Annotated in this window: 20 protein-coding genes; 14 read left to right on the forward strand and 6 right to left on the reverse strand. The window is 56.0% G+C overall.

Going from position 1 to position 22259, the window contains the following annotated elements; all coding sequences use genetic code 11:
• Positions 1–294: 294 nt before the first annotated feature.
• Positions 295–585, reverse strand: a complete 291-nt coding sequence (locus HQL52_15040) for a type II toxin-antitoxin system HicB family antitoxin (protein ID MBF0370764.1) — start codon at positions 583–585, stop codon at positions 295–297.
• Between the two features lie 74 nt (positions 586–659).
• Positions 660–1406, reverse strand: coding sequence for a YciK family oxidoreductase (locus HQL52_15045; protein ID MBF0370765.1), 747 nt, complete (start codon positions 1404–1406; stop codon positions 660–662).
• 203 nt (positions 1407–1609) lie between these two features.
• Between HQL52_15045 and miaA the strand changes: the two genes are divergently transcribed.
• The 8 genes from miaA to HQL52_15085 all read left to right on the forward strand — a co-directional run bounded on the left by miaA (position 1610) and on the right by HQL52_15085 (position 9287).
• A complete protein-coding gene (gene miaA / locus HQL52_15050) occupies positions 1610–2620 on the forward strand; it encodes a tRNA (adenosine(37)-N6)-dimethylallyltransferase MiaA (GenBank protein ID MBF0370766.1) in 1011 nt (336 codons plus the stop codon).
• A gap of 119 nt (positions 2621–2739) precedes the next feature.
• On the forward strand, positions 2740–2973 hold the full coding sequence (hfq, locus tag HQL52_15055; GenBank protein ID MBF0370767.1) for an RNA chaperone Hfq: 234 nt from the start codon (positions 2740–2742) through the stop codon (positions 2971–2973).
• Between the two features lie 118 nt (positions 2974–3091).
• Positions 3092–4408, forward strand: a complete 1317-nt coding sequence (gene hflX, locus HQL52_15060; protein MBF0370768.1) for a GTPase HflX — start codon at positions 3092–3094, stop codon at positions 4406–4408.
• A 172-nt stretch (positions 4409–4580) separates the two neighbouring features.
• Positions 4581–4874, forward strand: coding sequence for a co-chaperone GroES (gene groES / locus HQL52_15065; protein ID MBF0370769.1), 294 nt, complete (start codon positions 4581–4583; stop codon positions 4872–4874).
• Positions 4875–4950: 76 nt separating this feature from the next.
• Positions 4951–6588 carry a chaperonin GroEL gene (gene groL, locus HQL52_15070; protein MBF0370770.1) on the forward strand — a complete coding sequence of 546 codons (1638 nt, stop codon included), beginning with the start codon at positions 4951–4953 and terminating at the stop codon, positions 6586–6588.
• A gap of 192 nt (positions 6589–6780) precedes the next feature.
• Positions 6781–6969, forward strand: coding sequence for a hypothetical protein (locus HQL52_15075; protein MBF0370771.1), 189 nt, complete (start codon positions 6781–6783; stop codon positions 6967–6969).
• 143 nt (positions 6970–7112) lie between these two features.
• Complete coding sequence (gene elbB / locus HQL52_15080; GenBank protein ID MBF0370772.1) at positions 7113–7772, forward strand: isoprenoid biosynthesis glyoxalase ElbB; 660 nt, start codon at positions 7113–7115, stop codon at positions 7770–7772.
• A gap of 384 nt (positions 7773–8156) precedes the next feature.
• A complete protein-coding gene (locus tag HQL52_15085) occupies positions 8157–9287 on the forward strand; it encodes an aminopeptidase P family protein (GenBank protein ID MBF0370773.1) in 1131 nt (376 codons plus the stop codon).
• An 81-nt stretch (positions 9288–9368) separates the two neighbouring features.
• Here the strand turns inward: HQL52_15085 and HQL52_15090 are convergent, their stop codons facing one another.
• Together HQL52_15090 and HQL52_15095 are read right to left on the reverse strand one after the other, a co-directional pair.
• Positions 9369–10994, reverse strand: coding sequence for a diguanylate cyclase (locus HQL52_15090; protein MBF0370774.1), 1626 nt, complete (start codon positions 10992–10994; stop codon positions 9369–9371).
• Positions 10995–11121: 127 nt separating this feature from the next.
• Entirely contained in the window at positions 11122–13386 is a 2265-nt protein-coding gene (locus HQL52_15095; GenBank protein ID MBF0370775.1) for a PAS domain S-box protein, read from the reverse strand.
• A gap of 558 nt (positions 13387–13944) precedes the next feature.
• Between HQL52_15095 and HQL52_15100 the strand changes: the two genes are divergently transcribed.
• The 5 genes from HQL52_15100 (at position 13945) to HQL52_15120 (ending at position 18561) form a co-directional block, all read left to right on the forward strand.
• Positions 13945–14823: a hypothetical protein gene (locus HQL52_15100; protein ID MBF0370776.1), complete on the forward strand. Its 879-nt coding sequence runs from the start codon at positions 13945–13947 to the stop codon at positions 14821–14823.
• Between the two features lie 179 nt (positions 14824–15002).
• On the forward strand, positions 15003–15278 hold the full coding sequence (locus HQL52_15105; GenBank protein MBF0370777.1) for a hypothetical protein: 276 nt from the start codon (positions 15003–15005) through the stop codon (positions 15276–15278).
• A gap of 117 nt (positions 15279–15395) precedes the next feature.
• Positions 15396–16103 carry a hypothetical protein gene (locus HQL52_15110; GenBank protein MBF0370778.1) on the forward strand — a complete coding sequence of 236 codons (708 nt, stop codon included), beginning with the start codon at positions 15396–15398 and terminating at the stop codon, positions 16101–16103.
• Positions 16104–16140: 37 nt separating this feature from the next.
• Positions 16141–16851 (forward strand): hypothetical protein, encoded by a 711-nt coding sequence (locus HQL52_15115; protein MBF0370779.1) that lies wholly within the window; start codon positions 16141–16143, stop codon positions 16849–16851.
• A gap of 177 nt (positions 16852–17028) precedes the next feature.
• Complete coding sequence (locus HQL52_15120; protein MBF0370780.1) at positions 17029–18561, forward strand: acyl--CoA ligase; 1533 nt, start codon at positions 17029–17031, stop codon at positions 18559–18561.
• A 72-nt stretch (positions 18562–18633) separates the two neighbouring features.
• Here the strand turns inward: HQL52_15120 and HQL52_15125 are convergent, their stop codons facing one another.
• Positions 18634–20232, reverse strand: a complete 1599-nt coding sequence (locus HQL52_15125) for a diguanylate cyclase (protein MBF0370781.1) — start codon at positions 20230–20232, stop codon at positions 18634–18636.
• A 391-nt stretch (positions 20233–20623) separates the two neighbouring features.
• Here HQL52_15125 and HQL52_15130 point away from each other — a divergent pair, with 391 nt between their 5' ends.
• Positions 20624–21364: a response regulator transcription factor gene (locus tag HQL52_15130; protein ID MBF0370782.1), complete on the forward strand. Its 741-nt coding sequence runs from the start codon at positions 20624–20626 to the stop codon at positions 21362–21364.
• A 54-nt stretch (positions 21365–21418) separates the two neighbouring features.
• Here HQL52_15130 and HQL52_15135 read toward each other — a convergent pair whose 3' ends face one another.
• A complete protein-coding gene (locus HQL52_15135; GenBank protein MBF0370783.1) occupies positions 21419–21793 on the reverse strand; it encodes an Hpt domain-containing protein in 375 nt (124 codons plus the stop codon).
• Positions 21794–22259: the final 466 nt, after the last annotated feature.

Raw genomic sequence — 22259 nt, forward strand, 5'->3', positions numbered from 1 at the left:
GGAGGTTCCGGTGGTCGAAGTGCTGGCCCGAGAGCACGGGGCTGGGCGTCTCAGTACAAAGTCACCGATTCAGGTAAAGGTAACTGAATTTGCCGAAAATTACAACAAAATACTACTTCACACATTAACTTGAAGGTTTTTTTGGGAAATTACTGCTTTAGCGCTTGAAGAGAAGAGAGAAAGCTTGCGAAATTTACTATTACTTTCAACGCTCTAAGCCAGAAGACCAACTCAAACCACACGTTGCTTGTGGGTGCTTTTTTTTGCTTCTGGAAACATCTTTTCAGGCCCGTCTCAACCGTTATTTGGAAGCAACACCCCGAAAATTTTGCTTGGATCTACCAGAATCAACCCCCAAGCAGCTTTCTGAAAATCGGGATTGAGCTGGTGTTCTTCAAGAGCGCGAGGTTGGGGGATAGGATCGCCATCGCGCAACAACCCTTCCAGATGGCACTGAATCGCCTCTTCAGCCATGACCACAGCCTCTTCCAAGCTTGCCCCAGCAGAATAACAACCGGGCAGATCTGGAACGGTTACGCCATAAGCAGAATGGGTATCTTTGTGGAGAGCGATGGGATAGTTCATCTTTTGATCCTGGTTTGAGTGCTTGGTTATCAATCCCCGATGCCGTCAGCCCCCTCCTCTGAACTCAATTCCACTCAAGCCTGCTTCGGTTTTTCAGCCTGCCACTTCAACCAATCCCGGGCTTTCAGGTGTTGACCTCGGACATCCTTGGATTCATCCGAAGCGAGGTAGAGGAAGACCGGGGTGATCTCCTGGGGAGTGGGGAGGGTGGTGGGGTTTTCGCCGGGGAAGGCGGTGGCGCGCATGGGGGTGGCAGTGCCGCCGGGGTTGACGGTGTTGATGCGGATTTGGGTCTTGGTCAGCTCCCCCGCCCAGGTTTCGGTGAGGTTGGCCAGAGCGGCTTTGGAGGCGGCATATCCTCCCCAAAAGGCCCGGCCTTGGTGAGCGACACTGGAGCTGACGTTGATGATCGAAGCGGTGGGGGCCGCACCGAGCAGGGGCAGCAACTCCCGGGTAAGGAAAAAGGGGGCGGTGACGTTTACCCGAAAGACCGCTTCCCACTCCACCGGCTTATACCCCTCCAGGGTGGTCATGGTGCCCAACAACCCGGCGCAGTTGACCAGGATATCCAAGCGACCGAAGCGTTTATGCAGCCCCTCCACCAGCTGGGGAATGCGGTGCAGCTCTTTTTCCAGATCCAGCAAAACAATGGAAGCCTCCCCCTTGAAAGCCTTGATCCGATCATACGTCTCTTCCAGCTTTTTTTGGGTGCGGCCCAACAGCAACACCGTGGCCCCCTCTTTGGCATACGCCAGGGCAATCGCCTGCCCGATACCGCTTCCAGCCCCAGTGACCAGGGCAATGCGATTTTGAAGCATCATGATATTTCCTTCCTTGAGAATTAGGCTTGCCAGCGGGGTGCCAACGATCTTGTCGGTTCCTTCATAGTCTCTTTTGGATCGCCATGATAGCGATTCCACGCAGTAAAATAAAACCAACACCCCTTTTCCCTTGCAAGCCCCCCCCCTCCAGGCTACTTGAAAGAGCCCGGCCACTTTCACCCTGACCTTGATTTATACCCAACGTGATCCCCTTTCCAGCAGGGCAGACCGCCCCCCTCCTGTTTTTGATGGGCCCCACCGCCTCCGGCAAGTCGGAGTTGGCCCTTCGCCTGGGGGAACGGTTTGCTGCGGCGGGTCATGGGGCGATGGAAATTCTCAACGCCGACTCGGTGCAGCTCTATCGGGGGCTTGAGATCGGCTCGGCCAAGCCCTCTGCCGAAGAGCTTTCCCGACTGCCCCACCATCTCCTTGATCTCACCGATCCGGGAGAGCCCTTTTCAGCGGATCGCTATCGCCTGGCCGCACTCGATGTGATCGCTGATTGCCATAAACGGGGGGTGCTGCCGATGCTCGTGGGGGGGAGTGGGCTCTATTTCCGGGCGGTGGAAAAGGGGCTGGCGCCGGTGCCCCCCGTGCCGGAAGAGATACTGGAGGGAATTCGGGCCGAGGCCAGACTCAAGGGGTGGGAGGTGCTGCATCAACGGCTGCTCCAGGTGGATCCGGCCTGGGGGGCTCGGGTGACGCCCCGGGATGCCCAACGCATTGGTCGGGGTCTGTCGGTCTTTCAAGCCACCGGCACCCCCCTCTCCGAGTGGTGTCAGCAGCAGGATCAAGGCCCCCGTTTTCCCATTCTCAAACTCGCCATCACCTGCCCCCGGGAGAGACTCTACCCCCGGATCGAGGCCCGTTTTGACTGGATGATGGCCCACGGGCTACTGGAAGAGGTGACCTCCCTCCATGCCCAAGGCCATGATCGGGGGCTGCCCGCCATGAAAGCGGTCGGCTATCGGCAGCTCTTTCGCCACCTGGATGGGGAGATCTCCCTGGAGGAGGCGATCTCCCTGGCCAAAAGAGACAGCCGCCGTTATGCCAAACGGCAAATGACCTGGCTGCGTCGTGAACCGGGATTGATTTTCCTGGGAGATTCCCCCCTGAAGGAAGCACTGGCCCGGGTGGTGGATTTTCTGGATTCACAGGCCTATGACAAAGAGAGTGGTGGGAACCTTGTACACCCCGGCACAACCCCCCTATAATGCCTCGGCCAAGGAAGGTATCGATACGAAAAAGTTATGGAACGCTGGCTGTTTTTTTTGGATCCAGCGTTTTTGGCTCTGCGATTAAACAAAAAACAATAAGGAGGGAGAGGGTTGACATGGCAGGACATTCAGCACGCACCATTCAGGATCCTTTTCTGAACACCCTGCGTCGGGAAAAAGTCCCGGTGACGGTCTTTTTGGTCAACGGTATCAAGCTGCAAGGGGTGATTGTCTCCTTCGACAACTACTGCCTGCTGCTTAAAAACAGCGTCACCCAGCTGGTTTTCAAACATGCCGTCTCCACGGTGATGCCCTCCCGAAACATCGACATCCAGGAATACGAAGCATAAAACCCCCAAAGCCTACTTCGGCCACCCCTACGTGCTGATCGACCTTACCCCAAAACCCGAATCCGCCCTGCTGATTCAGGCGGTTGAGCCTGCTGGTGGGCGAGAGCGGGCCGAACGCATGGGGGCTGAGTTTCGCCACCTGGTCAAAGGAGCGGGACTGACAGTCGCCCACCTGCAGATGACCAACGCCTCCCGCATCTCCCCGGCCACCTATCTGGGCAAGGGTGCGGTAGAAGAGTTGGCCCAGCGCATTGAAACCCTTGAGGTTGAGGTGGCGGTCTTCAACAACGCCTTGACCCCCGTTCAGCAACGCAATCTGGAACGCGCCCTTCACGTCAAGGTAGTTGACCGCACCGGCCTGATCCTGGAAATTTTCGCCGCCCGGGCCCGCACCCGGGAGGGTTGCCTCCAAGTACAACTCGCAAGCCTCCTCTATCAACAATCCCGCCTGGTGCGCACCTGGACCCATCTCGAACGGCAACGGGGTGGCGTGGGATTACGGGGTGGACCCGGTGAGCGGCAGATCGAGGTGGATCGGCGTCTGATTCGGGAACGGGTTCACAAGCTCAAAAAAGAACTCACCCAGGTGGAACGCACCCGCCACCTCCATCGCCAGGCCCGCCGGGATGTGCCTTTTTATACCGTGGCTCTGGTGGGCTACACCAACGCCGGTAAATCGACCCTTTTCAATCGCCTGACCCAGGCCAAGGTGGAGGTGGCGGATAAACTCTTCGCCACCCTGGACCCCACCATGCGCCTGGTCAATCTCCCGGCGGGCACCCGGATTATTCTTTCCGATACAGTGGGTTTCATCCGGGATCTGCCCCATCAACTGGTCGCCGCCTTCCGCTCCACCCTGGAAGAGGTCCTGGATGCCGATCTCCTGCTCCACGTGGTGGATCGTTCCGACCCGGACTGGGAAGGACACATCCGGGCGGTGGAAGGGGTGCTTGAAGAGCTGGATGCCCAAGCCAAGCCGATGTTGACGGTCTATAACAAAATGGACCATCTGGGTGAAAAAACCGGGCCAAAGGCAGACGAAACAACAGCACCAAAATCAGCTGAAGATGGGGATCCCAAGAGAGACGACGACGGCAGTTCAGACGAGGCCAGGAAAGTCACACCTGAAAATGGCCTGGAGCCGGATCCCATTCCCCCTCCCCTCCCCTCCTCCGGTCTGGCCCTGTCGGCGCTCACCGGTTTTGGCATGCCACAACTTCTGGAAGAGTTGGAACGGGCCGCCACCCGGGATGGCCGCACCTTTCAACTGGATGTACCGGTCACCGAAGGGGCTTTTCTATCGGCGCTGCATCGGGATGGACGCATTCTCGACCAACAGGAAGAGGGGGAGATCCTCCACCTGTTGGTGACCCTGCCAAAGGTGGCAGCCGGGCGACTCGGCAAGAAACTGAAAAAATTCCAGGCCACCTCTTGACAATCCCTAACGAATGCCTACATTAGCACTCGAAGCCAACGAGTGCCAATTCTGCTCCAAACACTGGAACAGATTGAACTATCAGAAAGTTTTTCACTTCCAAAAAAATGATTCGGGTCTCCCCGGAGCAAATACCACATCACATAAATCGTTTACGGAGGAACAGAGCCACATGAAAACGAAGTTGCGTCCACTGCATGATCGGGTCCTGGTCAAGCGCCTGGAACAGGATGAAAAGACTGCTGCTGGTATCATCATTCCTGATACCGCCAAGGAAAAACCGGTTCAAGGTGAGATTCTTGCCGTGGGCAAAGGGGCTGTAGGAGATGATGGCAAGGTCCGCAGCCTGGATGTCAAGGTGGGTGACCGGGTGCTGTTTGCCAAATATGCTGGCAACGAAGTCAAAATCGATGGCGAAGAGCTCATGATCATGCGTGAGTCCGACATCATGGGCATCCTGAAATAATTTTCAGGCCCTCACCGTAATGAATCAAACACGTCCTGCCCGAGGCAGGCGTCATCATCGAAAGAGGTAGAAAAACATGTCGGCAAAAGAAGTCAAATTCAGCGAATCAGCCCGCGCCAAAATGTTGGACGGTGTCAACACCCTGGCCAACGCGGTTCGGGTTACCCTGGGCCCCAAGGGACGTAACGTGGTTCTGGACAAATCCTGGGGCGCTCCCCGGATCACCAAGGACGGCGTCACCGTGGCCAAAGAGATCGAACTTGAGGACAAGTTCGAAAACATGGGCGCTCAGATGCTCAAAGAGGTCGCCTCCAAAACCGCAGACACCGCCGGTGACGGCACCACCAGCGCCACGGTGCTGGCCCAGGCGATCATCCGTGAAGGCTTGAAGTCCGTCGCCGCCGGGATGAACCCCATGGATCTCAAACGGGGCATCGAAACCGCTGTGGAGACCGCCGTGGCCAACTTGGCCAAGATGAGCAAAGAGGTCACCAGCTCTGAAGAGATCGCCCAGGTGGGCACCATCTCCTCCAACAACGACCCCGAAGTGGGCAAGATGATCGCCGTGGCCATGGACAAGGTCGGCAAGGAAGGGGTGATCACCGTCGAGGAAGCCAAGGGGCTCGAAACCACCCTGGACGTGGTGGAAGGGATGCAGTTCGACCGTGGCTATCTCTCCCCCTACTTCGTGACCAACCCCGACAAGATGTTGGTCGAAATGGAAGAGCCCTACATCCTGTTGGTGGAAAAGAAGGTCTCCAATCTTCAGCAAATCCTGCCGGTACTGGAGAGCGTCGTACAATCCTCCCGCCCCATGCTGATTGTGGCCGAGGATGTGGAAGGGGAAGCTCTGGCTACCCTGGTGGTCAACAAGCTGCGTGGTGGCCTCAAGGTTGCCGCCGTCAAGGCCCCCGGTTTTGGTGATCGCCGCAAAGCGATGCAAGAGGATATCGCCATTCTCACCGGTGGTACCGTGGCCAGCGAAGATGTGGGTGTGAAGCTCGAAAGCGTCACCATCGACATGCTGGGCACCGCCAAATCGGTGATCATCGGCAAGGAAGAGACCACCATCGTCGATGGCCGTGGCGCCAGCAACGAAATCCAAGCCCGCATCAAACAGATCCGCGCCCAGATTGATGAGACCACCTCCGACTATGACAAGGAAAAGCTGCAAGAACGCTTGGCCAAGCTCGCAGGCGGTGTGGCGGTGATCAAGGTCGGCGGTGCTACCGAGGTGGAAGTGAAAGAGCGCAAGGATCGCGTGGAAGATGCGCTCCACGCCACCCGGGCCGCTGTGGAAGAAGGGATCGTCCCTGGTGGCGGTGTCGCTCTCCTGCGCAGCCAAAAGACCCTCGACAAAATCAAAGGGATTCCCAACGACGACCAAAAGACCGGTGTTCGCATCGTTCGCCGGGCCCTGGAAGAGCCGGTTCGGATCATCTCCGAAAATGCCGGCGCCGAAGGATCGGTGGTGGTCTCCAAAATTCTGGAATCCACCAGCCCCACGATGGGCTACGACGCTTCCCAGGACGAATTCACCAATCTGGTGGCTCGGGGCATCATCGATCCCACCAAAGTGGTGCGTAACGCCCTGCAATCCGCCGCTTCCGTGGCTGGCCTGATGATCACCACCGAAGCGATGGTGGCTGAACTGCCCAAGCCAGACGCCCCCCCGGCCGGTCCCGGCACCCCCGGCATGGACGGCATGATGTAAGCTGATTTCATCCAGCTAGAAAATCCCCTTTGGGGGAGCTGATCAAACCCCTGACTACCCCGCTGTAGTCAGGGGTTTTTCGTTGGGTTGGGGGGGTGCGTTTCGTTGGCTCTGGGAAAGTTGGTTTTTCTGGTTTATAGTAGTGGGTCGAAAAACCGTGGAAGCAACGAATCATCTGGGAGAGTGTGGATCATGGAATTTTTAAACCTGATACCGATTGGATTTTTGCTCTGGGTCTCTTTCAAGGCGCTCAAGGCTGGGCTGGCCCGGGATCACACCGACCGGTATTTTCAGGAAACCAAGATCAAAACCGGTAAAAAGTTTTGTAACTGGTTTGGCTGGTCCAATGCCAACATTGAAAAATCCGGAACGCCTCAATAGTCCTTTCAAGGCGCTTGGCCCGGGGGCTCAATGTGCTCTGTGCTCTGCCCCGGGATATCTGTTGCGCCTTGTTTTGTTTCGACCTCTTGGCAGTGAAGCCCAATCAGGTCACAGGGTGACACTCTAAAGCGAGGAGATGGATCATGGCCAAAAAACGCATCGGTGTGGTTTTGTCCGGCTGTGGGGTCTACGACGGCGCTGAAATTCACGAGGCGACCCTGACCCTCTATTTTTTGGATCGGGCCGGGGCTGAAGTGATCGCCATGGCGCCCAATATCCCCCAACACCATGTCATCGACCATCTCACCGGCAACGAAACCGGTGAAACCCGCAACGTCCTCACCGAATCCGCCCGCATTGCCCGAGGGAATGTAAAAGATTTGGCTGAAGTGAGCGCGGATGATCTGGATGCGATTATTTTGCCGGGTGGCTTTGGTGCGGCGAAAAATCTTTCCAGCGTCGCCTTCGACGGACCCAACGCGACGGTCAACAGCGACTTGACCGCCCTGCTCGGCAGCCTGCACCAAGCCAAAAAACCTATCGGGGCGATCTGCATTTCCCCGGCGGTGGTCTCCAAAGCATTGAGTGATCAGGGGATTACCCTCACCATCGGCAACGATCCCGGCACTGCCCAGGCGATTGGAGCCATGGGGAACCGCCATCAGGAGAGTGAAGCCGATCAGATTGTGGTCGATGAAGCCAACCAAGTGGTCTCCACAGCCGCTTACATGTGTGCGGCCTCCATTGGCGAAGCCGGGGAAGGCATCGAAAAATTGGTCGCCAAGGTCTTGGATATGGTTTAGATGTTGGGTTGCGAAGCCATGCAACCAACACCTCATCACACGCGTATCAGGGGTTTGGAGAGATTGTTCCCAAACCCCTTTTTTATTTGAATATAGTCATTCCAATCGAAAACAACGCATGCCTCCCCTGACACGTCATTCCCGCGAAGGCGGGAATCCAGGGAGTCATATGCAACAGTTCGGAATGATTGAAAACACAACCTTTCAGAAGATTTTCATTTTTCTTGAGGGCAAACTTTACCTCTCTGGATTCCCGCCTTCACGGGAATGACGAGCAAAACAAACTTGCTCCCAGTGGATTTTTAAGTGCGCAATTTTTTAATGGAATAACTATAACCCTGGCAATTCTCCCCATCAGCTCCTTTCAAAGGCCCTAGAAACGCCATGACAGCCCGAATCATCTATGCCGACAGCGAACGCTCCGCCGACATGCTTTATGCCACCGGTCTGTTTGCGCCGGACCCCTTTCTCTATGTTCAGGAAGAGAGTGGCCGCAGCCATCTGGTGATCTCCATTCTGGAACTGGATCGCGCCCGCCGGGTGGCCCAGGTGGATCAGGTGGTCAACTGGGAGGAGGTGCGTCGGGCATTTAAGGAAAAATATCCCGATGAAATCCCCCAGGCTGGGAGCTTGGCGGCCTTTTTTTTGCGGGATCTGGAGATCAGTTCGGTCCAGGCCCCTGATGATTTTCCCCTGGGTTTTGCAGATCGTCTACGCCAAAACGGCATCGAGGTGAATGCCGTCGAAGGGGCTTTTTGGCCGGAGCGTGCCATCAAGCGTCCCCAGGAAATCGCCGCCATCGAAACGGCTCTGGTGAAGACCGGGATCGGCATGGCCGCAGGCATCGACATGATCTCCCAAAGCCGGATCGGTGAGGATGGCCTGCTCCACCTGGATGGGGAAATTCTCACCAGCGAGCGGGTTCGGGCCACTATCAACAAGGCCTTGGTGGATGAAGGGGCCAGCGGCTTTCACACCATCGTTTCCGGGGGGGATCAGGCCGCCGATCCCCACGAAGAGGGTTTCGGCCCCCTCCCCGCCCACCGGGCGATCATTCTCGATGTGTTTCCCCGGGTGGAAAAGAGTGGCTATTGGGGGGATATGACCCGAACGATCTGCCGGGGCAAGGTGCCTGAGCGGGTTCAAAAAGCTTATGACGCGGTGTGGGCGGGTCAAAAACTGGCGTTTTCCATGATTCAGGAAGGGGTTTCCGGGCTCACGGTGCATCAGGCGGTGACCGATCTCATGACCGAAGCCGGTTTTCCCACAGGGGTCGGAGCGGATGGCCGGCAGCAGGGTTTTTTCCACGGCACGGGCCATGGCTTGGGTTTGGAAGTGCACGAGTTTCCCCGGGTGGGGCGCAAGGATGAAATACTCCAGGCGGGCCATGTGGTAACGGTGGAGCCGGGTCTCTACTATCCCGATATGGGGGGGGTGCGGCTGGAGGATGTGGTGGTGGTGGAAAAAGAGGGGTGCCGAAATTTAACGGACGTACCCAAAGTGCTGGAGGTATAGCCAAGCTCTCAAGCTGGGCCAAGGAAATGCGGCCAACGGACTCTTTACCTGAAAAGGAGCTGCGTTAGGAACAACCGCCGTTCAATTGGCCTCCGAAGCGTGATCGTAGACCCGGAAGTTACCCCGCCCCCCTTCCTTGGCGGCATAGAGAGCGGTATCTGCCCTTTTCAGCAGCTCCTTGGCGTCGGCACCGTGGATGGGGAAAATGGCGATGCCGATGCTCACCCCGATTTTGCAGACATGACCGTTCAGGCGATAGGGCTTGGAGACCACGTCGTTGAGGCGTCCGGCCAGGGTCATGGCGATTTTTTCATCGGCACACTGAGTCAGGATCGCTGCAAATTCATCCCCCCCCAGACGAAAGACCGCATCAGAGTCCCGCAAGGTGTGATGCAGGCGTCCGGCGACCTCTTTGAGGAGCAGGTCACCGATATCGTGACCCAGGGTATCGTTGATGGGCTTGAAGTGGTCCAGATCGAGATAAAAAACCGCCAACTGCCCACCATGGCGCTGACAGAGGGCCAGGGCCGTACTGAGAATATCATCAAAAAGCCGCCGGTTGCCGAGACCCGTCAGGGGATCTTTAACCGCCATGTTGGCAAACTTTTCCTTCTGTTCATGGAGCTGGCCGATGTGGGCGTAGACCGTGAAGGAGGCCATCTCCAGGGCGTGATCCAAGCGTTTGATCTCATTGCCGTCCACCGTCGCGGTCCCTGAGTTGGTGACATCATCCGAAACACTGGTGGCGCACACATCCAAAAGCACCGACGCCTTGGCGAAAAGTTTGCGCAAGGGGTGGATTAAAAAATAGTAAGCGCCGATTCCCAGCAGCAGTACCAGCATAAAGAGAACCACCGCCAGCCACATCAGCCGATAGCTGCTCTGAAAGAGTGCTCCATGGGAGGGGACCAGATCGATGTGGGTGACGATAGCGAGGGTGCGATCCCCCAGATGAATGGGGGCGATATGTTGTGCCCTGGCCAGATCGTGTTCCTCCCAAAAGAGGGGCTTTTCCAGGGCGATGGCTTTTTTGACCCGGGCGTCACTTATGGGCAACCAATTGCCGGGGGATGCCAGGGGATCGGAGAGAACTTTCCCGGGAAGGGCGATGGAAACAAGGGTGTCGAAGCGGCTGTTGGCGAAGGCAGCCTGGGGGGGACCGATCCGGTTACCCACCACCACCACACCTTGCACGTTCCCCTGATCGAAAAGAGGGGTATGGACGGCGTGGAGGAGCCCCCTTTCATCTTCCAGGGTGATACGCACGGTCTCACCGGCAAGGGCTTTTTCGATACCTGGGGTGAGGGGGGTTGGGGATTGATCACCGGGTGCATGGGCACGATAGATCAACCCCCCTTTGGCATCCACGATCAGAAGCAAATCCGCTCCCAGGCCTGGAAAATAGACATCGAGCTTGCGCCGCAGGATGTTGAGCCCCGCTTCCGGGTCTTCAGAATGTTTCACCAGGCCCCGTTTGAGCAGTCGATCCCCCTGGAGCACCCGGGCCAAACGGTCGAGCCCTAAAAGCTCTTCGTCGAGATTGGTCTGTACGGCTTCACGCACCGTCTCCAGAGAGAGGGCCAGATCCCGGTGTATATTTTTATGAACCGGCAAATAGTTGATGTAATATCCGGAAACAATGCTGGCCAAAGCGGTCAAGGCCAGCATGGCTAGAATCGGATAGATCAGGCTCTGTCGAGTCCACATGGGCTTTTTCTCGGAAAGAGAGACAAAAATTTTTTAAGCACCTATTAAAAAAATATAACAGTCAAGCCCAAAGGATCAATGCCGTTCCCCGGTTTTTTTGTAAGTCTTTGTAACTCGTGACAAAGACTTACTGATAATTTCGAATCACCGAGAGCAGCTGCACCTTACGGATCGGCTTGGTCAGGTGCAAGTCGCAACCCGCTGCCAGAATGCGGTCGGTGTCCTCTTTCATGGCAAAGGCCGTAAGCGCGATAATGGGGATCGATTTGAGCCCCTTTTCCCGCTCCCAACGGCGATAGTTCCGGGTGGCGGTATAGCCGTCCATGACCGGCATCTGCATATCCATGAAGGTCAGGTCGTAGGTGTTGGCCTGTAGTTTTTCCAAGGCTTCCTGGCCATTTTCAGCCATATCGATCCGGTGGGGCTCTTTTTTCAGAAAGGCCTGAATCAGCACCCGGTTGTCCTCGGAGTCATCCACCAGCAAAATCGACATGGGGCGGATCGGCTCCAGGTCCAAAGCAGGCTGTTGGCTTTGTGGTATCCCAGAGACCGATAGGGGGGAGACGCGGTTGAGAATGTCGGCATCAGCCAAAACACCCTCTTCAGCGGTGACAACCCGGGGCAATCGAACGGTAAAGTGGAAGGTGGAGCCCTGGCTCGGTTGGCTTTTTACCTGCAAATGCCCCCCCATCATTTCGACCAGATTGTTGCAGATCGCCAGCCCCAACCCCGTCCCCCCATGGCGGCGACTGGTGGATGAGTCCACCTGGGTGAAGGGGGCAAAAATGGTGGATTGTTTCTCCTTGGGAATACCGATGCCGGAATCAATCACCGAAAAGCGCAGGCGCTCCTTTTCCCCGGCACGGTGGGTGGGTTGCACTTTCAGAACAACCTGGCCTTCGTCGGTAAACTTGACCGCATTGCCCATCAGGTTGAATAAAATCTGCCGCAAGCGGGTTTCATCACCGATCACCTTGTGCATCAAAGGATCGACTATTTCGTGGTCAATCGTGATGCCCTTTAAAGAGGCCACCTCCCGAAAAATATCGACAATGTCCCGCACCAACTGTGGCAGATCAAAGGCGACCGATTCGATCTCCAGCTGCCCCGCTTCGATTTTGGATAGATCGAGAATATCGTTGATCAGGGTGAGTAGAGACTCCCCGGCCCGATTGAAAATCCGGACATGGCGCTGCTGCTCCGGGGTCAGATTGGACTCAGCCAGGAGTTCGGCCATCCCTAGAATGGCGTTCATGGGCGTGCGGATTTCGTGGCTCATGATGGCCAGAAAAGCGCTTTTCGCCTGGCTCGCCTCCTGGGCTGAGGAGAGGGCCTCCCGTAGGGATTCGAGCATGCGTTTGCGCTCAGTGATATCCCGCAAATAGGCGGTAAAGAAAAACTGTCCCTCGGCCACCGGAACCACCGTAATAGCCAGTTCGGTTTCGATCCGACTGCCGTCTGCGCGAAGTGCCTGGACCTCGATGAGACTGTTTAATATCCGGCCCTGCCCCGATTTCAGGTAGTTATCCAGCCCTTGCCGGTGCTGCTCCCTCACCTCAGGCGGAATCAGGAACGCGGCCATCTCCTGACCGATCACCTCCTCAGCCGAATAGCCGAAAAGCTTTTCTGCAGCCGGGTTGAATTCCATGATGCGGCCTTTTTCGTCAATGCTGATCACCGCATCCAGCGCTGTTCCCAAAATGGCTCGCAGGCGGGCTTCGTTGGTGCGAATCCGGCGATCAGCCTCCTCCTTTTTCAGGGAGACTTTCCCTGCCCGGTGTAGAGCCAGAATCACCAACAGGAACAGTACCAGCGCCACCCCAAACAAAATAGCCAGGGAGCGAAAGAGCATCTGCTCCAGGGTATCCCTCTCCCGGGTGATGTCGAAATAGATCTCGAAAGCCCCGAAAAAGACCCCTTTGCGCATGAGGGGAACATAGGTTTCCACCACATCCAGTGGGATGATTTCCCCCTCCATGGAGCGGTGGTTTTTGGTGACTGTTTTGGTAAAAATCCGACCCTGGGAGACAATTTTGTGGAAATAGGGTTTGGTATTGATCTGCCCCAGCTCTTCTGCTTGCGACCCGGCGATAATCTGGCCGGCAGAGGAAAAAAGCCGATATTTGTGGATGGTAAAATCCTTTTGAAGCTGATTCCACTCATCCAAATGCGCTTGGACTACCTCAAACGAGGGATCCTGGGCCTGGGGATCCAGCGTGAGATAGTAGGACATATGCCCGGCTACCCGTTCCGCTTCCGCCTCCTTGCTCTGGGTTAAAAGATCGATAAAAGCGGGATAGGTAACATAAACCGTGAACAGGGGCAGGCTGGCTGCCAGCAACACCGACAGCATGAAGAGATTTCGCAGCAGTTTGCTTTTTAAAATCCCCATCCGGATTTTCTCCTTGAGGCCGTTTCCACCCTCGACGGCAGCTTAACTCCCTCCCCCCCTTCATCTCTCCCGGGACTTGCATGGCTCACAGCATGGGCCATTGGAAAGGAGGCAGGATAGTACCATTATTTGGTGCCTTTAGACAAAATTCCACACCATCATCACAATAATTTAATTTATGGCAAAAAAAACCAGATTCAAAACAGACCAGTATCAGGGGCAGCCACCATCCTCCCAAACCGGTATGCGTGCAGGATCATTCGTTGGCCGCGAGTAAAGGCCGGGGAATGGATTGGTGGCAAAACAGGAAGCTGGTATGGCTTCTTCACACCTGGCCCGCCACTCAAAGTGCGGGAAGAGATGTTTCCAGAAAATGGATGATGCAGACACCCCTTTGGGAGGGCAGCCATGCAGCGGAACAATGAATAAAAAAGACCGAAAGGCCTTGCAGAAATGGTAAAAAATGAAAATTCAACTCAACGATCCCTCCCCCTTGGCCGATAAGCTTCCTCACAGGCTAAAAAAAAGCAGAAAACTATCTGGCAGGGAGAAGACAGGATGAACGTCAAGGATACACTGAGAGGCATCATTGGCAAAGGTGGTCGGATTTGTTTGGGGTTGGCGCTGTCGGTCGCTGTCTCCGGCTGTATCAGTGGAATCGACCCGACCTACTATCCCCTGCCCACTTATGAGATGCCCACCTCGGTGACTCTACAGAGCCGTCCCGTGCAGGTGATGGTGCAGCCGGAGCCGGTGGTGATCGAAAAAGAACCGGAGCCCAAGCCAGAACCCAAGATGGTCACCACCATCGTGCCTCAACCCCCCATGATGGTGCAGCGTCCGCCGGTATTGATGCAGCGCCCTCCGGTCCTGGTGCAGCCTCCCCCGGTGCTGACAAAACAAGCCCCGGTGCTGGTCCCCCAAGCCCCGGTGTGGGTCAAGCAACCCCCGGTGATGGTTCCCAGACCCTCCCTGGTGATTCAACAGCCTGAGAGCGCTCTGCAACAACAGAGCCTGGCGACCCCCACCATGGGTCAGATGCAGGCCGTTCCCACCATGGGTCAAATTCAGCCCATGATGCCCAGGACTACCATGCAGACGGCCAATCCCGTCGCCAAGATGCAACCGACCACCATGGTTCCCGTGCAACCTTCGACCGCCATGGTTCGGATGCAGCCCGCAACCCCCATGGTTCAAATGCAGCCCATGAATCCCATGGTTCGAATGCAGCCCATGAACGCCATGGTTCCCATGCAGACCATGCTGCCCATGGTTCGGATGCAAACGGTTGCCCCGGTGGTGCCGGTTCAACCCACGATCACCACCACACCCGTCATTTCCCCAGCACCGCCAGTAGAAGAGATGCCGCTCACTTCCCCTGAGGAAGCGATTGCCAAAGTGGCCACTCCCCTGGCAGCCCCCCCCGCCCCCAAGTGATGATTGGCAGCGGATTGGGTAGCCGGTTTGGGCAATAAACGAAAAAAAAGGCCAAAAAGATGAAAAAAATGGTAAGATCTTTCCCCGTTAGCGGTAAATGGCTCCTTTCAGCCGCCATTTTGGTTGGGGTTGCTACAGCGACCTCCCCCGCAAAGGCCCAGGACCAATTCGTCCCCCAGATGCCTTTGAACCAAACCAATGCCATACCGGTCAAGGTGCGTTCCAAATTTGCCCACCCGGTTGAATATTGGTGGCACAAGGATCCCTCTTATACGGGTGACTGGGACTACTATACCCCGGTGGTGGATAGCTCCCTGCCGATACCGGTCACCACGATTGAAGAGGTTGAGGTCGACATCAAACCCGGCCCTGGAGTCAATCCCGTCGCCCTGGGACTACAAATGTGGAAGGGGTGGATCGGAACCGCTATAGGCATGGTGGCCAACAACCGATAGAGTACAAACCAACCCGATATCGAATCGCCCATTTGACCGACAAGAGCCCAAGGCCATCGGCATAGCGGGTTTCAAAAAAAGATTGTAAATTTTTAACTGGAAGGAAGGAACATCTCAATGAACGTACGCTCTCGCAAGAATGGTCTTACCTCCGCAGTGGTCGCTGGCGCCTTCCTTTTTGCCGGTTCCACTTTTACCCCCACCCCGGCCCGGGCCGATGCGGGTGGTTTGGCTGCCGTGCTGGCTGTAACCGGCATCGTGGGTCTCTTCATCCACTCCGCCAAACCCCAAGCCGACGAGACCAACGCGGGTGAATACGGCGCGTATAACCCCTACAACCCCTTTGAACCCGTCGCTCACGGCGCTGTCGGCGTTCAAGGCGGCTATTACACCCAGGCCGGTTATGCCCCCCAGGCTGCTTATGCCCCCCAGGCTGGCATGATGATGCCCATGACCCAGCAGGTGCCGGTCCAGATGGTGATGCCCACGGCTGCAGCGGCGCAACCCACCTCCACTGACGACAAAGCCGTGATCTACTCCTCGGTCGCCCCCGCCGGTGAAGCTGCCCACATCCAGACCGTCAGCAACGGTCAGGTGCAAGTGCTGGCCGCTCCCCAGTATGCCGGTGTGGCTCTGGTGCCTCAGTATCCCCAGGCCAAAGCAGCCACCCCTGCCCCGGCAGCGGTTCCCGCCAACTCCGGTGTCGCCCTGGTCCCCCAATATATGTACCAGCAAGCGCCTCAGCAGATGGTGATGCACCCCCAGCAGGGTGGCATGCAGTATTACCAACCCATGGTGATCAGCCCCATGATGCCAGCTCGCTGATATCGGCTGCCAACCCACCTGCAAAAGGAGTCATGCCATGGGTGCCACAAGGAATTGGCCCGGTGGGAACAAACCTTGCCGCCAAGGGGTGAAACGCCACTTGGGTTTGGGCAGGGGTGTCGTGGTGTTGCTGGGTCTGCTTATTGCTCTGCCCGCATCGGCCCAGGATGGCCGGGTGAATGGACTGGGTAGCGGATCGGGACATATCTACTATCCCGATTATGCCCTGCCCAAGTTTGTCTATCTGCCCCAGGGAATTCAGGTACGCCAAGCTCTGGTGGTGCCCAACCCGGTGCGTTTTAATCCCAACCGGGTGATGGAAACCCCCAGGTTGCGGGTTGCCCCGAGCAGCAAAAAACGCCGGAGCACCAAGGCCGCCACCAGGCAAAAGGCGGCCAAGGCTGTCCCCGTGACACCCGCCGAAGCAGCCGTTGAAGCCCCGGATGGAGCCGTTGAAGCCCCGGATGGAGCCGATACAAAAGCGACGGATCTTCCGGCTGCGACCACCCCTTTGGCTCCGGAAGCTAAAACAGGTGTCAGCGTATCTGAGGCTGTGAGTGCTTCCAAAACCGTTGCCACGGGATCTGAGGTAACGGCCTCTCCGGGAGATAAAGCCGTCACCGTCTCACCGCTGTCAGCCAGCAAAAAGGCCCGCGTGCAGAGCCTGGTTTCCCCATCCGGAACCAAAAAGCACGAAACAGCCCCGGGAACAGCCAAAAAAGCCGCCACCATCGCCCCAAAGGGATAACGGCTTTCCGCTCCAACGATCCGGGCTGAAATCCCACCACCCAATCCAGCCCAGAGCCGCTTCATGCCCCGCTTTTCCCAACGGCTGACTTCCAAACCAGGAGGCCAGCCGTTTTTGGTTGGTGGTTGCCAAGGGCCCTCCAAAAGGTTGCCTCCGCCCATTCTGTAAGGATTACCCATGCCCCTTCCCCGCCAAAACATCGCCCTCATGATCGCCCAGGCGTGGCAGCCCATCTTGGATCGCCCCATTTATGCCCTGGATGCAAAACTTTTGGATCGGCGGGCATTTTTAAACCTTGCCCTATTGCGCGCCATCGCCTTGGGGAAACAGGCTGCCCGGGGGGATCGGATTTTGGTGCTGGCGGGTCGGGGGGTGGAAAGCTTTATCGATATCGTCGCCGTGTGGGGAATGGGCGGGGTGATCGTGCCGGTAGCGGGGGAGGCCCCTGACGAGCAAATCCGCATCCTATCAACCATTTCCGGAGCCGTGGCTCTCTGTGGCAACCGCGATATTCCGGGCTTGACCACCATCGATACCAGCCAGATGAGCCAAGGGGATACAGCAAGCTCTCCCGTTTTTGAAAATGCGAGGGGATTTCCCATTCAGGATGATCCCGACCGCCCCGAAGATTTGTGTGCGATCCTTTTTACCTCCGGCTCCACAGGCACCCCCAAGGGGGTCCGGATTTCCCATCGCTCTCTGGCTGGCAATGCCCAGGGCACCCTGGCCCAACTCCCCATGGATGGTGATGACCGACTCTTCATCAACATCGGCTTTCATTTTACCAGCGCCATCTGCCATTTTTTGGCCTGCGCCTTTTCCGAAGCCTGCCTGATTGGCGTGGAAAAAAAACAGATGCCCCGGGATATGCTGGAAGCGATCATCCGCAACCGGGCGACTCTCTTTGGTGGGGCTCCCGTGCAGATACGCTGGATCGGGCAACATTTGAAATCGGTCGCCTCTTCTAAAAACCTGGAAAAGCTCCCTCTTACCGGAGTCATTTCATCCGGCGACCATCTGCCTGTAGAGGTGATCGAGACCTTCCGCTTGCACGCCTACGGGATCAAAATTTACACCCTCTATGGCTTGACTGAAACAGGAGGGCGTTTCTGTTTTTTGCCCCCGGAAGAGCTGGAAGAGCGGGCTGGAAGCGTTGGCAAACCCATCAAAGGCCTCACCCTGAAAGTGGTCCATCCAGAAAATGGCTCCTCTATGGAGCCCGGAGAGGTGGGAGAGATTATCGCCGGGGGGGAGCTGCTGTTCGATGGTTATTTCAACAATCCCGAAGCCACCCGCAAAGGACTCACCAAGGCGGGATTTCGCACGGGGGATCTGGGATATTGCGACGAGGAGGGCTTTCTATTTGTCCAGGGACGGCTGGATGATGTTTTCAAGGTGAATGGTCAGAAAGTCTCGGCGGTGGTGATCATGGAGCGCATGATGGCCCTGGGGTGGTTTCAGGATGTGGGGGTGATCGCCCGGGAAACCGAGCCGTTCGGGACGGTTCCGGTGGCTTTTTGTGTGATGAAACCGGGGGTGGATTTTCACAAGGGGCGAACTCTGCGTGCCTTGCGCAAACAGCTCTCCGGAAACCATCTCCCCCATCGCTTTGTCCAGGTGGAAGCCATTCCCCGAACCGGCTCAGGAAAAATCCAGCGAGGAAAGCTTCGGCAGTGGCTGGTTGAGGGGTTGGTCTCTTCTTTGGGTTAAAGACAGACTCCCAATAAAGTCACCTCCCTCTCAGGCCCATACGCCAAACCACTCCAACTCAAATTAGGACGCCTATAAGGGGAAAAATTTGACCCGGTTGCGTCCAGCCTGTTTAGCGGCATAGAGCGCCTCATCCGCCAGCTTGATCATCCCTTGGGGGCCTTTTTCGGGCTGTACCTGGGAAAAAATGGCAATCCCGATACTGATGGTGACTTGGAGACCATCCACCAGCATGTTGGCCACTTTAACCCGAAACCGATCCGCTGCATCCATGATGCCGGGAGTGATGGTGGAGGGCATGATGATGCAAAACTCCTCCCCCCCAAAACGGCAGCAATAGTCCAGAGAGCGGAAGTGATCCTTCATCTCGTGGGCCAACGCCTGGAGCACCCGATCTCCCTGATCGTGGCCGTGCTCGTCGTTAAATTTTTTAAAGTGGTCCACATCAAAGAGCAAAATCCCAAATTCGGTGCCATAACGCTTGGCACGCTGGAACTCTGCTGCCAATATTTCATCCAAACGCCTCCGGTTGAGCAGCCCGGTCAGGCCATCGGTGTGGGATAGCTCCCGCAGTTTATCCTCCAGCTTTTTCTCCTCGGTGACATCCCGGATCAAAGCTGCAGAGCCGATACGGCCATCCTGAGGGCTGTGGATGGTGGAAGCGTAAAACTGCAAAACATGCTGGTTGAAAACGATGGTCTCCGGCATACCGACACCAGAGGTTTCCAAAAACCGGGTCACAAAATCAGCGTCGTCGATCAGGTTGTGAAACCCTTCCTCAAAAATGGTTTTTTCGTCCTTACCCAGCAACCGTTGGGCCGAGGGGTTGGCCAAAACCACTCTGTTTTTGGGGTCAGTGACCACGATACCCTCTCGGGCTGAAAGCAAAATGGTGGTCAGTTTTTTCTTTTCCTGATGCAATCCGGCGTGGGAGCGTTTGAGCTGATCACCCATTTGATTGAAAATCCGCGCCATATCGCTGATTTCATCCTTGCCCATCACCGGCACCCGCTCATCATAGTTGCCTTGGGCCATGTGGTTCATCGCCTGGGTCACATGGGAGATCGGGCCCACGACAGAGCGGCGCACCAGCAACATCAGGAACAAAAAGCCGCCACCGATGATGATCAGCACCGCCGAAGAGTGCATAATCGCCTCATCCAGTGCCCCTTTTGGCGCTGTGATATCAAAATAGATCTCAAACGCCCCCACAAAGCGACCCTCCCGAAGGATAGGCACATAGGTTTCCACCACATCCATTTTGAAGGTTTCCCCCTCCATGGTGGATCCTTCCTTGGCCACGGTTTTGGTAAACACCCCACCCTGAGCCACGATCTGATGGAAATACTCCTTTTCATTCATTCGCCCGATCTCACTCGCTACGGAAGAGTAGACCAACTCACCGGTGTGGGCGAAAACACGGTATTTCATCACCTTGAAATCCCGGGCCACCTTGGCGGCTTCCGTTTTCAATTCATCGGAAACCTGCAATGGCCCCTCATTGGCCACATCCGCTTCTCCCACCATGGTGGCCAGATGGGTGCCAATACGGATGGCAGCCTCCTCGGTATTTGCCGTGAGCAGGCGATTGAAGGTGGGGTAGGTGAAAAATATCGTATAGATAGGCAGAAAGAGCGCAATCAGCACGGAGGCCAAAAAGCTGTTCCGCATGAATTTATATTTCAACATAGGGTAGCCGATCGATTCGAGTGGATCATGGAGAAAGCCCGTTGTGTTGGCGCTTTCCTCTTCTAAACATGATGACAGAACGGCAAGCGCTCAGAGCCACGACAGAGTCAAGCGCTTGATTTTATGTTATTTTCGTGTTCTTTTTAGACTTTTTTCAGTTTTATGAGACTCAGCCATGATGTGATTCAATTTTTTGTTGATGGCATTTTTAACATGAATTCCCTGTGGAGGGGTATGTTTGGAGAAAAAAAATATTGCCAAAATGTTGCCAACAAATATCTGAGACATTGACAGCACCCTTCTTCACCGAGCAAAATTCCTTCTATCAAACCATTTTCAGCCCTCTGCAATCCTTATCAGCGGTTTTCAAACCATGCCCACAAAACGCCCAACACCCCTCATCCACCTGCTGGATGATGATGTCAGCATGCAGTATCTGCTAACTTCCTTTCTGGAAAAATCAGGCTTTCGGGTCGAGGCTTATTCCCAGGCAGCTGATTTTTTTCAGGCCTTTGATAAAAAACAACCGGATGCTGTGTTATTGGACTTGGGGCTACCGGATGAGGATGGTTTGGTGGTAGCCCGCAAGCTGCGCCACCACTCCAACGTCCCCCTCATGATCGTCTCAGCCCGTGATGAGGATCAGGATCGTCTGGTGGGATTGGAAATTGGGGCCGATGACTATCTCACCAAACCCTTCAAACCCAGGGAGCTGGTGATACGTCTTGAAAATCTTTTAAAACGTGCTCAAGTTTCCCAGCCTGGCAGGCCTGTTCTGCCTGGTGAAGCGACGGGGGCGGTTCGGTTTGGAGATTTTTCCATGGATCTGGCCAAACGGCGGCTGGTTTCAGCAAAGTCAGGCACCATCTCTTTGACCCGTGGGGAGTTCGATTGTTTGGCGACGCTGGTCAAGGCCGGGGGGGATGTGGTGGGACGGGATCGGCTAAAGGATGCCATTTCCCATCGGGGAGAGCCCCCGGGAGATCGCACGGTGGATTCCATCATCTGCCGTATTCGCCGAAAAACCGGCACGGGGCGCAAGGGCAACGGGGTGGTGCTGACTGTTTCCGGATATGGCTATCAGTTAAACCCCGATCTGGAGCTTCTCTCCTGAGCCGACATTTCCTCCTTTGAGATAAATTTTGTGCAATACCTGAGGAAAATTCAATCAACCCGAAGGAATGTTCAATTCCGGCAGTTGGGTTTCTTCGCGGATCGCCTGGAGCAGTTGTCGGGCTTCGCTCTTTAGCTCAACAAACAGCTTCCGGCCTTCATCCAGACGCTCATTTTTGGCGAGATTTTCCAGGGTTTCAGCCAACTCCCCAGCCCGACTACATCCGACTTGGCGGGTGACCCCCTTCATGGGATGGGTCTCTCTACAGATAGCGGGGCCATCATCTGCGGCCAGGGCCTTTTCGATGGAGGCCAAACGCTTGCCCAGGGTGTTGAGAAAGAGTTCCAGGTAGGGCTCAAAATCCTCTTCCAGCTCCTCTCCCATCTCCCGGAAAAGGGCCAGGTCCAGAGTGGGGTGATTCGTAGCCATCAACACATCTCCCGCAAACAGATCTTCAAGAAATGATCCTCTGCCACTCCGACCTGATTGGCCAGAAACGAGGCAGGGTTTTTATCCAACATCGCCAGTGAGGTCCATCGGCTGGAAAGAGCCGCCCCCTGGAGATAGCCTGTCGGCTCCCTTGGGACCGATTCCTGATGATAAGAACCTGTCAGAGGCTATTTGGTGATTGCGTCCTGCTTGCCGCGGCGGCGTTAAAATCGTGCTCAAATCCTCACGTACTGGAGTACGCTCCGGTTTTCCGCGCGATTTTGCCTTGCCGGGGCGGCGCAATCCACAATCACCAAACAGCCTCTCAGAAAAGAGAGCTGACGACTGGAGGTGTCTGGCAGCACCGCGCCAGGAGTTCACCCCGAGGCTTATGATAGCAGATAGGCGCTGTTTACATAGACAAAATGGATCCTGTCATCAAAAAAAATAAATTTCTTTGAAAAAC

The organism is Magnetococcales bacterium (assembly GCA_015232395.1).
Classification (GTDB): domain Bacteria; phylum Pseudomonadota; class Magnetococcia; order Magnetococcales; family JADFZT01; genus JADFZT01.

Excerpts from the sequence above, each read along its gene's own strand:
- HQL52_15040 (MBF0370764.1), bottom strand. The coding sequence starts at position 585 with ATGAACTATCCCATCGCTCTCCACAAAGATACCCATTCTGCTTATGGC.
- HQL52_15045 (MBF0370765.1), bottom strand. The coding sequence starts at position 1,406 with ATGATGCTTCAAAATCGCATTGCCCTGGTCACTGGGGCTGGAAGCGGT.
- hfq (MBF0370767.1), top strand. The coding sequence starts at position 2,740 with ATGGCAGGACATTCAGCACGCACCATTCAGGATCCTTTTCTGAACACC.
- hflX (MBF0370768.1), top strand. The coding sequence starts at position 3,092 with ATGGGGGCTGAGTTTCGCCACCTGGTCAAAGGAGCGGGACTGACAGTC.
- groES (MBF0370769.1), top strand. The coding sequence starts at position 4,581 with ATGAAAACGAAGTTGCGTCCACTGCATGATCGGGTCCTGGTCAAGCGC.
- groL (MBF0370770.1), top strand. The coding sequence starts at position 4,951 with ATGTCGGCAAAAGAAGTCAAATTCAGCGAATCAGCCCGCGCCAAAATG.
- HQL52_15075 (MBF0370771.1), top strand. The coding sequence starts at position 6,781 with ATGGAATTTTTAAACCTGATACCGATTGGATTTTTGCTCTGGGTCTCT.
- elbB (MBF0370772.1), top strand. The coding sequence starts at position 7,113 with ATGGCCAAAAAACGCATCGGTGTGGTTTTGTCCGGCTGTGGGGTCTAC.
- HQL52_15085 (MBF0370773.1), top strand. The coding sequence starts at position 8,157 with ATGACAGCCCGAATCATCTATGCCGACAGCGAACGCTCCGCCGACATG.
- HQL52_15090 (MBF0370774.1), bottom strand. The coding sequence starts at position 10,994 with ATGTGGACTCGACAGAGCCTGATCTATCCGATTCTAGCCATGCTGGCC.
- HQL52_15095 (MBF0370775.1), bottom strand. The coding sequence starts at position 13,386 with ATGGGGATTTTAAAAAGCAAACTGCTGCGAAATCTCTTCATGCTGTCG.
- HQL52_15100 (MBF0370776.1), top strand. The coding sequence starts at position 13,945 with ATGAACGTCAAGGATACACTGAGAGGCATCATTGGCAAAGGTGGTCGG.
- HQL52_15105 (MBF0370777.1), top strand. The coding sequence starts at position 15,003 with ATGCCTTTGAACCAAACCAATGCCATACCGGTCAAGGTGCGTTCCAAA.
- HQL52_15110 (MBF0370778.1), top strand. The coding sequence starts at position 15,396 with ATGAACGTACGCTCTCGCAAGAATGGTCTTACCTCCGCAGTGGTCGCT.
- HQL52_15115 (MBF0370779.1), top strand. The coding sequence starts at position 16,141 with ATGGGTGCCACAAGGAATTGGCCCGGTGGGAACAAACCTTGCCGCCAA.
- HQL52_15120 (MBF0370780.1), top strand. The coding sequence starts at position 17,029 with ATGCCCCTTCCCCGCCAAAACATCGCCCTCATGATCGCCCAGGCGTGG.
- HQL52_15125 (MBF0370781.1), bottom strand. The coding sequence starts at position 20,232 with ATGCGGAACAGCTTTTTGGCCTCCGTGCTGATTGCGCTCTTTCTGCCT.
- HQL52_15130 (MBF0370782.1), top strand. The coding sequence starts at position 20,624 with ATGCCCACAAAACGCCCAACACCCCTCATCCACCTGCTGGATGATGAT.
- HQL52_15135 (MBF0370783.1), bottom strand. The coding sequence starts at position 21,793 with ATGGCTACGAATCACCCCACTCTGGACCTGGCCCTTTTCCGGGAGATG.